The following is an 11,576-nucleotide window of genomic DNA, read 5'->3' as shown; positions in this document are numbered from 1 at the left end:
CTTAAATACCCTTGAGCGATGAGCTGGCGAAATACACTGCGCCAGATGTCGATGGTGTGCGCGTGGCCGACGCCGAACACGCTGAGCTTATCGTGACCGAGTTGTGTGATGCGGTCGTCGGTCTTGCCGCGCAATACGTCGATCAGGTAATTCACGCCGAAGCGCTGCCCGGTGCGATGCACGGTGGAAAGCGCCTGACGGGCGGGCAGGGTTGCGTCCCACATTTGCGGCGGTGTCAGGCAGTTGTCGCAGTTACCGCAGGGTTTGGTGCCCTGCTCGCCGAAGTATCCGAGCAGGGTCTGGCGGCGACACGCGGTGGATTCGGATAACCCCAGCATGGCATCGAGCTTGTGTTGCTCGATCCGCTTGATGGCTTCGTCCGCATTGGATTCACTCATCATCTGGCGCAGGGTGATCACATCTTGCAGCCCGTAGCGCATCCAGGCTTCAGCGGGCAGGCCGTCCCGCCCGGCGCGACCCGTTTCCTGATAATAGGCCTCGATGCTTTTGGGGAGATTGAGGTGGGCAACAAAGCGGACATCGGGCTTGTCGATACCCATGCCGAAGGCGATGGTCGCGACCACAATGACACCGTCTTCATCGAGGAATCGTCGCAACGTCTGTTCGCGTCGGCTGGCGGGCAGACCGGCGTGGTATGGCAGTGCGGTCAGCCCCTGATCGGTCAACCAATCGGCGATTTCTTCCACCCGCTTGCGCGACAGACAGTAGACAATGCCCGCTTCGTTGGCATGGTTGTCGCGGATAAATCGCAACAGGGCGTCGCGGGCGCTGCCACCGTGATTTTGCGCAATGTGATAGCGGATATTTGGCCGGTCAAAGCTGCTGATAAATACCCGTGCCTCATTCAGACCCAGGCGATGGATGATCTCTTGTTGGGTGGTTTTGTCTGCGGTGGCTGTGAGTGCGATACGGGGTACGCCGGGAAAATATTCGCCCAATTCACCCAGACGGATGTATTCAGGGCGAAAATCGTGCCCCCATTGCGAGACGCAGTGCGCTTCGTCGATGGCGATCAGGTTGATGGGCACCTCGCGCAACAGCGATAAGGTGTCGGCATTGAGCAGGCGTTCCGGCGCGACGTAAAGTAAATCGAGCGTGCCTGAGCGTAATTGGTTGCGCACTGCTTGCGCTTCTTCGCCCGTTTGTGTGGAGTTGAGAAACGCAGCCGCAACGCCTGCCTGACGCAGTGCCGCCACCTGATCCTGCATCAGCGCAATCAGCGGCGATACGACGATGGCCGTGCCGGACAGCGCGAGCGCAGGTACCTGATAGCACACCGATTTGCCGCCACCTGTCGGCATTAACACGAGTGCGTCACGACCGCTCATCACGGTATCAATCACCTCGGCCTGCGGTCCCCGAAAAACGGGGTAGCCGAACACCGTATTCAGGATGTGCAGTGGCGACGTGGTGGTGCTGGAATTCATCGTGCCATTAGAACATACCTAACTCGGATATTTCACCAGAATGAGGTCGGCACAGCCTTGAAACCCGCATAAAATCAGCGTGTGCAGATGATTTCACTGGGGGTTGTACAAATTTCGAGTGAGGCGCGCTGGTGGGGCGCACCAGTGGCTATCGGATGCGGGTGAAAATGAATGACGCGACGGCGACTTCGGCGATGGAAGGCTTCAGCGCGGCACTCAATCGTATGCCATTGGTGGTACGCAAGAGCATGACCTTCGACCAAGGGCAGGAAATGTCGGTGATTCACTGGAAAGTCGCGATGGTGCAATTCGCGATCCAGTTCGACGATCACTTTACGAAACAGGTGATGTAAAATCAGGCAGCAAAGGTTGAAACTTCAAACGCCTCACACACAAAATTCAGGACATGCCCGATGACGCCCACTGCACCCCATATTGACCTGATTCGCATTGCCACGCGCGAAAGCCCGCTGGCCATGTGGCAGACCGAGTTTGTGGCGAGCGAATTGCGGCGACTGCATCCGGGGCTTCGGGTCGAACTGGTCAGCATGACCACCCAAGGTGATCAACTGCTGGACAGTCCTCTGTCCAAGATCGGTGGCAAGGGGCTGTTCGTCAAGGAGCTGGAAGTCGCTTTGCTCGAACGGCGCGCTGACATCGCTGTTCACTCCATGAAAGACGTGCCGATGCGTTTCCCCGAGGGGCTGGCGTTGATCGCTATTCTCGAAGGGCATGACCCACGCGATGCCTTTGTGTCGAACAACTATGAATCGCTGGCCGCCCTGCCCGCCGGGGCAGTGGTGGGCACTTCCAGCCTGCGTCGCGAAACCCAGATCCGCTCGCGCCATCCACAACTTCAAATCAAAATGCTGCGCGGCAATATTCAGTCGCGCATGGCCAAACTCGACCGTGGAGAATACGACGCGATCATTCTCGCTGCCGCCGGCTTAAAGCGCATGGGCTACGATGCACGCATCCGCGCCGAGCTGAGCCCGGAAGAATCATTGCCATCCGTCGGCCAGGGTGCTCTGGGCATTGAAGCCAGATCGGGCGATGCCGCCGTCCGCGCCCTGATTGCTCCGCTGATCCACACACCAACCGACATTCGCGTGCGCGCCGAACGCGCGTTCAATACGCGGCTCAATGGCGGTTGCCAGGTACCCATCGGCGGCTATGCCGTGTTGCGGGACGACGGCAGCCTGTGGCTGCGCGGCATGGTCGGCCGACCCGATGGCACACTCACCCTGCGTGATGAAATCACTGGTAACGTCACAGAAGGCGAAGCATTGGGCGTAGCACTGGCCGAGCGGATGCTGGTTGCGGGCGCGGATAAAATCCTGGCCGAAGTCGGTATTCATGCCGACCCGGCCTGATCGATCAGGTGCATGCATCCTCACGATAGGCCCGTGACACCATGAATCGCGCAAGCAAAAAACGATGAACAAAGGTGTAGCACTGACCATTGCCCTGACACGCCCCGAAGGCGCCAACGATCGACTGGCTGCGGCCTTGTCCGCCCTGCTGCCGGACGCGGTATTGATCGACTGGCCTCTTTTGAAGTTTGCCCCCCCATCCAGCTCACAGCAAGTGCGCGCAGCGATGGCTCAGATAACGGCGGGTGATTGGGGAGTTTTCGTCAGCCCGCGCGCGGTCCGTTTCGCTCACGAATTGCACGACCTGACCACCTTGCCGTCGATAGCATGGGCCGCCGTGGGCGACACCACCGCCGCGGCGATCGAGGCGCTGTTTCCTAACCCGCCAGCGATTTATCGCCCGGCCACCACCCAGGACTCCGAAGGCTTGCTGGCCGCCCTGCCGATCGAGGCTATGCGCGGACACACCGTCTGGCTGTTTCGCGGTGAAACCGGGCGGGAGAAGCTGGCAGACAGCCTGCGGCAGCAGGGCATCTGCGTCTTGCCCCTTCCCGTCTATCAACGACATTGCGCTCCATCTCCGGAGGGGTTGTCGCCGCCTTCAATATGGATCATCACCGCGCCTGAATCACTCCGGTGCCTGAGCGAACGGGCCGATCGGGCGGATACTGCCGAAGAACGGTCGGGACTGTTACACTGCAATCTCGTTGTCATTAATGCTCGCACAGAAACCTACGCACGCTCGCTCGGCTTTACAGGAGCCATCGTGCGTGCCGAGGCCCCGGATGATGCGGCATTGGCGCGCGCTTGCGCCGTTTTCAAACAGGATTAGCGCATGACCCAGAAAAAACATCAGCCCGAAATCCAGCCTATTACGGCAGAAGAAATTTCGCCGCCCATGGAAGAATCCACTTCTGAGGTCGGCGAAGAGAAGCCGCTGACACCCGAAGAAACAACAGTTCCACTTCGGCGCGCCTATGGCTACTGGATTCTGACCTTGTTCGTCGTTTTTACGGGCTCGCTGGTCAGTGTGTCTTGGTACGGTTGGAAACTGTTCGAGACCAACGCCGCCCGCCTGGACAGCCTCATGGCCACCCAACAGCGGGATCAGCGCGCACTGGCCGATAAACTCGAGCAAACAAATGGCCAGATGAGCCAATTGAGCGCGAATTGGGCCACACAGGAGAAAAAAACCGGCGAGCAGATCACCCAAACGCAGCAGACTACCGGAAAACTGTCAGAACGGCTGACGGCACTTGAACACAATCTGGCAGCCATCCAAAATCGGCTGGGGCAAGGCGAACGCGCCTGGAAAGCGGCAGAAATCGGATTCCTGCTCACCCGAGCCCAGGAGCGCCTGAGTATCGCCCAGGATCCGGCCGGAGCTGCTGTCGCACTCAAGCTGGCCGATCAACGCCTTGCCGCGCTCGCCCTGCCGCAAACCCTGCCTATCCGGGCGGCAATCAGCGACGCCTTGATCCAACTCGGCAAGGTCGATGATTTTGATGCGGTCGGCATGGCACTGCGATTACGCCGTGCGGCAGAAAATGTCTCGCAATGGCCATTGATCGGCGCTCAAACGGCATCCGCCACAACCGAACCCATCGCCACAGTTGTCACAGAAAGCACGGCCAGTACCACCACAACAGCTAACGAGCCTTGGTACGTTCGCTGGCCGCGTGCCGTCTGGCATCCCGTTGCCGTATGGTTCAGCCGGCAGTTCACGTTGACCCGCAGCGATCAAGCCGTCAAGGAGAGCGCCCGCGCGAGTGATGATCGTGAAACACGCCTCTGGCTGACGGCCGTGCGTGAAGGACTGCTCTCGCACGACATGCACCAGATGATGTCTTCCATCGTCGAAGCACAAGACTGGATCGCGCAGCATTATGCTCCCGATGCCCCCGATGTCAGCCAGACCTTGGCGGCCCTCAAAGCCACGCAGGATTTTTATATGGGTCGCCAATGGCCGAGCTTCGCCCCGATTTTCAAGGCCTGGGACACATCGGGCCTCAAGAGCCCGACCGCAACCTCGCCAATTGTGCAGGAGGCGCAGCCATGAAACGTTTTGCGCTGATTCTGATTATTCTGGTGCTGGCTGCTGGCGCAGGCTTCTATTTCGTCCGTGACCCGGGCACAGCCGATATCGCGCTGCTGGGCTGGGAACTGCAAACCTCGGCGCTGGGCCTGCTTGCATTGATCATCGTTGGGTTTATTGCACTGGCGATCATCTGGCGCGTCATTTCCGCCGTGCTGAAACTACCCTCACTCTGGCGTCGTCGTTCCGCGCGTCAGAAACAACAGGCTGCCGACGAACAACTGCTGCGCGCCTGGGCGGAACTCGAACGCGGGCGCTTCGCTGTGGCCGAAAAGCTGGCCCGTGCAGGACTGGATAAAGCCAGCCTGCCGCCGTTGAATTACGTCATCGCAGCCGATGCGCTCATGGCCCAGGGCCAAACCGCCGCGACGCTCAACCTGCTCGACGAGGTGCGGGCCACTTTTCCGCGTTTCGCCGATTTTCTGGCGCTGCACATGGCCAATCGCTTCCGCCAGCAGAAGAACCTCTCTCCCGCACTGGAACTGCTGCAATCGCTGGCGGCCGGCCACCCCAAGGACGAGGCCATTGTCTGTGCCTTCGCCGAAACGCTGTTCGAAGCTGCGGACTGGGAAAAATTGCGGACACTGATGCCCGCTCTGCGACGGCTGAAATGGTCCGGTCTCTCGGAGCAGGATGTTCAACGCTATGACCGGGCCGTATACGGCGGGCTGATTCAGGAAGCGGCGCGCCATAAGCAGACCGCCGAGTTGGCTGCGATATGGAACGATGTGCCGAAAAGTCTGCGCCAGGACGAGCTCATGCTCGCCTCGCTGGCCAACTCCTGGTTGACGCTGGGACAACCCGATGAGGCTGAACGCATCCTGCAGACCGCACTGGAGCACCAATGCTCGCCCACATTGCTGTATCAGTGGTTGGCGCTGCCACCCAAGGATCCGGCACGGGCTCTCTCACAGTACAACCGTTGGGCGAGCCAAGGCATGTGCGCATCAGACACCAACCTGCGCGCTTATGCCGAGGCACGCTTGGCCTGGCTGAATGATGATACCGAAGCGGCCAAACAGGCCCTCGCCCCTGTGCTGAACGACAGCCCCGATGTAACCATCCTAAAACTGGCGGCACAAATTGCAGAACACGAACGCGACAGCACTCAAGCCGTGGTGTATTACACCAAAGCATTTGAAAGGATGGCCCTGGAAAAGTGAGCCGAACCCACTAGATGTCAATGTGGATAAAGCCGGGTCCATTGGCTTTGAATATCCCAACCGAGCTCTGGGGTTCCTTGGACTTGAGAGCATTGATGTTATTCATGGGAACCTCGAAAGGTTTTTTGAAGCACCCTCTCATCATAGCGAAACAGGCAACCACCCAGTCCTGAGCGGAAGATCTCCAAACAAAGGGATGCGTGTGTCGCGGCCTACAGGTCACCATGAGGCAGGAGCAATGCCCGTAACAGTACTCCGCTTTCTGCGCGCGAAGCTTGCCTGGTCCTTGGGTAACAAAAGAAGTTTGCAGCCGATACGCTGCATGGACACCATCTGAAGTGCTGTCTTCTCTAAACTGCCACTTTTTGCAGCGACCCCTCGCTGATTAATTGCCGAGCAGTCAGTAGGCAAGCCGGTTTGAAACCGGCGGCAATTTTGATCCAGATTTTGGACGTAGCGCGAGTTCTCCTATTCAAATACGCGTTCTTATTGGGTGCCTCTGTCAAGCTGCATACTCAGCGATGACAGACAGTCAAAAAGCACCCTTGGACAACAAATAACGGCCATCATTTTGGTCAATTCAGTTGCGTCCGGTACGCGACGTGAAGACTAAAGCCATTCGCTACCTTTCTGGACCTGTATTGCTCAATCCAATGGCGGCGTGCTGGCCGGTGGTTTACGTATTTTGCTCACCTGCTCAAAGGCGTATGCCAACTTGAGTAACGTCGGCTCGCTCCATGCCTTTCCCAGGATATCCATACCGATCGGCACGCCCAGCGGCGCATTATCAGATGGGGTGGAGAAACCGGCGGGCACTGTGATGACCGGCATACCTGTTACAGAGGCAAGGATACCATTACGGTCAGCTTGGTTAAGCTCATCCACAGGCACCACAAGGCGTTTTTGCAGCGGATAAATTAGGGCGTCAAGGTGATGATCCTCCAGCACTTTCTCCACAACTTTTCGTGTAGCGATGTTGCGCTGCAAACGCAACAGATAGTCAGGATCGTGTAGTCCGTCCTGGATATCCGCAGCCGACTTCAGGAACTTCCCTGTAGAGGCTGCGTGGTATTTGCCTGAAGCGAGGATGTCCTGGACTGAATGCACTTGCGTGTTTGGCACCGAAGCAAGATAGTTCTTTATAAGCGCTGCGAATTCATATTTTTGGACGTCGTTATCCTTACCAATGAGGTTGGCATCTAACCTTGGGTCATTGATTTCGATAATGGTCGCCCCAGCCGTTTTCATTGTTTCTATGGACTTGGACATCACGGCATTCACTTCGTCATGTATCTTCTCGGTTCCGAACATGGTTTTAATCACGCCGATACGAGCTCCTTTGAGTCCGTTTGCATCCAGGGAAGATAAGTAGTCTTTGGGAGATTTGCCGGCGCTGGCCTCGGTGGCCGGGTCATTCGGGTCTACTCCTTTCATCACGGCCAGCATGAGCGCTGCATCGGCTACTGTGCGGGTAATGGGGCCGATCGCATCCTGAGTCTCCGAGACGGGGATAATCCCGTCCCTACTCAGCAGGCCTCGGGTTGGACGAAAGCCAACCAGGGCAGTTGCCGAAGCTGGGGAACGTATCGAGTTGACCGTATCCGAGCCGGTGCCGACCACACCGAAGCTCGCAGCGATAGCGGCAGCCGTTCCACCAGACGATCCACCCGGCGTGCGTGTTAGGTCATAGGGGTTCAAGGTCTGACCACCTAGCGAGCTTACCGTCGTGCCGGAAACAGCGAACTCATGCATGTTAGCTTTGGCTAGGATCAGTGCGCCAGCGGCGCGCAGATTGCTCACCACGAAGGCGTCCTTCGCCGGTTGGTTGTATGCCATTGAGGCAGAGCCGTCTGTCGTGGGCATGTCCGCGGTATTGTAGTTGTCCTTGAGGATCAAGGGGATGCAATGCAGCGGTCCCACTGGACCACTCTTGGCATAGGCGGCATCTAGTTGGTCCGCCTTGGCTAACGCATTGCTGTTGATCGTTAGCAGCGCGCGCAGACTCGGGCCCTGACGATCGTAAGCCTCAATGCGCGCGAGGTGGTTGGCTACGAGCTGGTGGCAGGTGAGGGTCTTCGCCTTAAATGCCGCCTCGATCTCTGCCACACTTGTTTCTTCCACAGCGAAGGGTTTGGCGGCGTACACGGGGGCAGTACTCAAGCTTGCCGAAATAGTGAGTAAGGCTCCGGCACGGATGAATGATGATTTCAGATGGTTAAGTGCTTTCAATGATTTTCTCCAATCATGTTTTGGTTAGACGATTTGCGTACGTTAAGGAAGCGCTGATTTATTCAGTGCTTCCCGCTTGGGGCAGGATGCCCCAACACGAACAAAGACGTAAGTCTTTGATTCGTGAGAGCCATCGCGGGCGTGTACCGCGATGAGCGAGCTGATTTATTCCATGGATGGAATAAATCAGCATTTACCTAGAAACGACCACGGGTAAAGATCCAACCCCGGCGCTTGAAGAACAGGAGCATCCCGACGGCCACCGTCACCATCACCGATATAATAAGCGGGTAGCCGAAGTACCAGCGCAGTTCAGGCATGGCGAATGGGCTATCGGCGTTGTTGCCGAAATTCATGCCATAGATACCGGTGATAAAGGTAAGCGGGATGAATAGTGTCGAGATCACGGTCAGGGTACGCATGATTTCATTCAAACGGTTGCTGACACTCGACAGATGAATGTCGATCAACCCGGTGACGGTATCGCGATAGGTTTCGAGCATATCCATCACGGATACCGTGTGATCATAGAGATCGTTGAGATAAGGCCGCAACCCGGCCTCCAGAAGCGGCTCGTTACTGACGCCGCGAATCAGATGACTGATGACTTCGCGCGTCGGCCAGAGTTGGCGCCGGAGCTGGTTAAGGGTGCGCTTGGCTGATTGGATATCCGGTAGGGCACGATGACCGGGATTGGTTACCAGACGTTCTTCCAGCTCGTCGACCCTACCGCCGAAGGTTTCGAGCAAGGGGTAGATCTGGTCGATGATCAAATCGATCAGCGAATAGAACAGATAATCCGCACCATGCTGGCGTAGACGTGAACTCGATTGCGCCAATCGCGCACGCAGGACGCCGGTGATGTCGCTCTGGGCATCGTGGATACTGATCACGTAGCCATCGCCCAGCAGCAGGCTGAACTGTTCAAGAACGGCCCCGTCCCCCTGCCAGCGAGGCACCGAGAACACAGCGAACAGATGCTCTGCATATTCGTCAAGCTTAGGGCGCTGATCTCGCGACTGGATATCCTCGAGCAAGAGGGGATGCAGGCCGAAACGCTCGCCCATTTCTTCCAGAAAGGCCTTGCCGGGCAAACCCTGTACGTGCAGCCATGTCACGCCATCATGTGCAGCTATGACGGTTTGCACGGCCTGCAAGCTCGCAGGATCAATCGCTGACGAATCATGTTCACGATAATGAATCAGTTGAATTTGCGCCGGAACAGAATGGGTATCCTCCAGCAATGCACCTGGTGCCATGCCCACCCGGTACGCTGTGCCGATACGCCGATTTTCGAAACTCATGGCAATACTCCAGGCGATTTATCGAAACGAAAGCCAGCCGCGTCTGGATCGAGGGGGCGATCGCCACAAGGCCACAGCGACATTATCCCCCCCGGCGCCCGCGCGGCGCGCCGCCTGGCGCACCCAGACCGAGGCTGCGAAACTCAAATCCGCGGCAGCCAGTATCAGCGGCATTTCCGACACGGCTACATGCTCCCAGAACCCGTCCGTACACAGCAGGAAGGCCATATCCGGCGTGGACAGGCAGACCACCTGATCCTGCTGATAGGCTCGCCAACTAACATGCCGGTCAGCGCCAATGAATTCAAGAGCAGGAGCAGTGATTAGTTCAGCATTCAAACGGTGCATCCTTACCGGGGCGAAAACAACCCTCATCAACAGGCCGATTCTATGTCACAACGGGCGCTGATTACACCCAAGCTATTGATTTACAATCAGGGAACCTCGAACAACCTTTCGGGGTGCCCGTACGTCTCACGGAAGGGGCGACGCTCATCCTGTTTTCGAGCCCTTCGGTCATCCGTGACCCAAGTCCGCCAAGGCGGATGTGGCATTCAAATCAATCATGTAAACAATTTAAATGGCGCGAGTCCATAGCGCCTCCCCGCGATGAATGTCCTCGAAAAATTCCAAGGATAGGGTTTTTCGAGGTTCACTCCAGTAAATCAGGTTTTGATGGGGGTTGGTGATTCAGCGTCCATTGAAGCGCTCCACCATGCCGTTGGTTTGCGGATGGCATGGTGGGCTTAAGCGATGCTCGATACCCGCATTCTGACACGCCTTGTCGAATGCGTGCGAACCGGAAGGCTCTTCACTTTTCCGAGAGAAGCGATCGCTGAACTGTGTGCCGTTGTCGGTCAAGAGCGTGACGATTTTCATCGGTGCGGCGGCCTGAAGTCGCTGTACAAAGTCCACGCTGCTCGCTTGGCTTTGACCGTCGTACACCTGCACAAACAGCCAGCACGTGGCACGGTTGATGGCTAGGAACAGGTAGCACCGCTGTTTTTCGTCTGGCATCTGGGGCAGATATTTGATGTCCGCATACACAAAGCTGGGCTCATAGTCCTTGAAGGTCTTCTTGGCGGGTTTTTCGCCTTCAACCTCAGGATAGAGATCCGCCAGGCGCGAGATCCCATGACGACGCAGGCAGTGATCGAGGAAAGCTTGAATCTCTGCCCGAATCATCGGGGTGGTGCGCGCTTGGGGATGGATATTGGCCATGGGGTTTATGTCCGTGTCAGAATCGTCATCAGTTCAGGCAGCCATTCGCGAGCTTGGAATAATCGCCAACGGGTTTTTGGAATATGATCGCATGGGACGTAACACCCATGTACCCACAAGGTAGAACCCCATAAAAAACCCCGGCTGAGGCCGGGGTTTTAGTCTCATCCTGGGCCTGCCAGGCTGAACCTGTCAGTCCTCACTGACCACACTGATCTTGCGTGGCTGCACCGATTCGCGCTTGGGAATCACGATTTCTAGCACGCCATGCTTCGTGCGGGCCGAGATCTTTTCCGCCTCGGCAGAATCGGGCAGACCGAACCTTCGGTAGAAGGAACCATAGGTTCGCTCGATCCGCTTGTAGTTCTTGTCTTCCGCAGTGGCTTCGGTTTTCTTTTCACCCTTGATGGTCAACTGACCATTTTCCATATGAACATCGATGTCCTGCGGCTGGACACCGGGCACATCGGCGTGGATCACGAACCGATCCGGTTCTTCTTTAATATCCACACTGGGCGACCACTCGGCCGTCGCGGTGGAACCCTCACTGCTGCGCGCAAGCTCGCGTTGCAGCTGGGACAACAGACCAAAAGGCTCATAACGAACGATCGACATAAAACACCTCCTGTCGCTTACATTCAACAACTGAGTAACAGGCCGCACACCCAATTGATTTTCAAGGGTTTTAACAGCCTTGGTGCTTATTTGTGGTCGGGTGTGAAAATTTCAAGAGGGTGAATTCA

The 11,576-nt window shown here is 57.1% G+C and carries 9 protein-coding genes and 2 pseudogenes; 5 read left to right on the top strand and 6 right to left on the bottom strand.

Annotated features, from left to right (window positions below; genetic code table 11):
* A partial coding sequence (gene recQ, locus M7R55_RS02440) for a DNA helicase RecQ (RefSeq protein ID WP_298218198.1) occupies positions 1-1,448 on the bottom strand: 1,448 nt, incomplete at its 3' end.
* A 128-nt stretch (positions 1,449-1,576) separates the two neighbouring features.
* Between recQ and M7R55_RS02435 the strand changes: the two are divergent.
* The 5 genes and pseudogenes from M7R55_RS02435 to M7R55_RS02415 all read left to right on the top strand — a co-directional run.
* Positions 1,577-1,726 (top strand): annotated as a pseudogene (locus M7R55_RS02435) (IS30 family transposase); the annotation flags it as partial.
* Between the two features lie 135 nt (positions 1,727-1,861).
* Positions 1,862-2,821 (top strand): hydroxymethylbilane synthase, encoded by a 960-nt coding sequence (gene hemC, locus M7R55_RS02430; protein ID WP_298218196.1) that lies wholly within the window; start codon positions 1,862-1,864, stop codon positions 2,819-2,821.
* Between the two features lie 64 nt (positions 2,822-2,885).
* On the top strand, positions 2,886-3,653 hold the full coding sequence (locus M7R55_RS02425; RefSeq protein WP_298218194.1) for a uroporphyrinogen-III synthase: 768 nt from the start codon (positions 2,886-2,888) through the stop codon (positions 3,651-3,653).
* Between the two features lie 3 nt (positions 3,654-3,656).
* Positions 3,657-4,880, top strand: a complete 1,224-nt coding sequence (locus tag M7R55_RS02420; protein ID WP_298218191.1) for a uroporphyrinogen-III C-methyltransferase — start codon at positions 3,657-3,659, stop codon at positions 4,878-4,880.
* Positions 4,877-6,079, top strand: a complete 1,203-nt coding sequence (locus M7R55_RS02415; protein WP_298218189.1) for a heme biosynthesis HemY N-terminal domain-containing protein — start codon at positions 4,877-4,879, stop codon at positions 6,077-6,079. The genes M7R55_RS02420 and M7R55_RS02415 overlap by 4 nt, the downstream gene beginning before the upstream one ends.
* A 645-nt stretch (positions 6,080-6,724) precedes the next feature.
* Here the strand turns inward: M7R55_RS02415 and M7R55_RS02410 are convergent.
* The 5 genes and pseudogenes from M7R55_RS02410 to M7R55_RS02390 all read right to left on the bottom strand — a co-directional run bounded on the left by M7R55_RS02410 (position 6,725) and on the right by M7R55_RS02390 (position 11,448).
* On the bottom strand, positions 6,725-8,308 hold the full coding sequence (locus tag M7R55_RS02410; RefSeq protein WP_298218187.1) for an amidase family protein: 1,584 nt from the start codon (positions 8,306-8,308) through the stop codon (positions 6,725-6,727).
* A 197-nt stretch (positions 8,309-8,505) separates the two neighbouring features.
* On the bottom strand, positions 8,506-9,612 hold the full coding sequence (gene corA, locus M7R55_RS02405) for a magnesium/cobalt transporter CorA (protein ID WP_298218184.1): 1,107 nt from the start codon (positions 9,610-9,612) through the stop codon (positions 8,506-8,508).
* A gap of 18 nt (positions 9,613-9,630) precedes the next feature.
* Positions 9,631-9,951: a hypothetical protein gene (locus M7R55_RS02400; RefSeq protein WP_298218182.1), complete on the bottom strand. Its 321-nt coding sequence runs from the start codon at positions 9,949-9,951 to the stop codon at positions 9,631-9,633.
* Between the two features lie 354 nt (positions 9,952-10,305).
* Positions 10,306-10,779 (bottom strand): annotated as a pseudogene (locus M7R55_RS02395) (DDE-type integrase/transposase/recombinase); the annotation flags it as partial.
* A gap of 246 nt (positions 10,780-11,025) precedes the next feature.
* The gene (locus tag M7R55_RS02390) at positions 11,026-11,448 is read right to left on the bottom strand and encodes an Hsp20/alpha crystallin family protein (RefSeq protein ID WP_298218180.1); all 423 of its coding nucleotides are present in this window, start codon (positions 11,446-11,448) and stop codon (positions 11,026-11,028) included.
* Positions 11,449-11,576: the final 128 nt, after the last annotated feature.

The organism is Halothiobacillus sp. (assembly GCF_027346185.1).
Lineage (GTDB): Bacteria > Pseudomonadota > Gammaproteobacteria > Halothiobacillales > Halothiobacillaceae > Halothiobacillus.
This window is presented reverse-complemented; position numbering and strand designations above follow the sequence as displayed.

Coding starts and splice junctions, on each gene's coding strand:
- M7R55_RS02415 (WP_298218189.1), top strand. CDS start 4,877: ATGAAACGTTTTGCGCTGATTCTGATTATTCTGGTGCTGGCTGCTGGC.
- M7R55_RS02390 (WP_298218180.1), bottom strand. CDS start 11,448: ATGTCGATCGTTCGTTATGAGCCTTTTGGTCTGTTGTCCCAGCTGCAA.
- hemC (WP_298218196.1), top strand. CDS start 1,862: ATGACGCCCACTGCACCCCATATTGACCTGATTCGCATTGCCACGCGC.
- M7R55_RS02425 (WP_298218194.1), top strand. CDS start 2,886: ATGAACAAAGGTGTAGCACTGACCATTGCCCTGACACGCCCCGAAGGC.
- M7R55_RS02420 (WP_298218191.1), top strand. CDS start 3,657: ATGACCCAGAAAAAACATCAGCCCGAAATCCAGCCTATTACGGCAGAA.
- corA (WP_298218184.1), bottom strand. CDS start 9,612: ATGAGTTTCGAAAATCGGCGTATCGGCACAGCGTACCGGGTGGGCATG.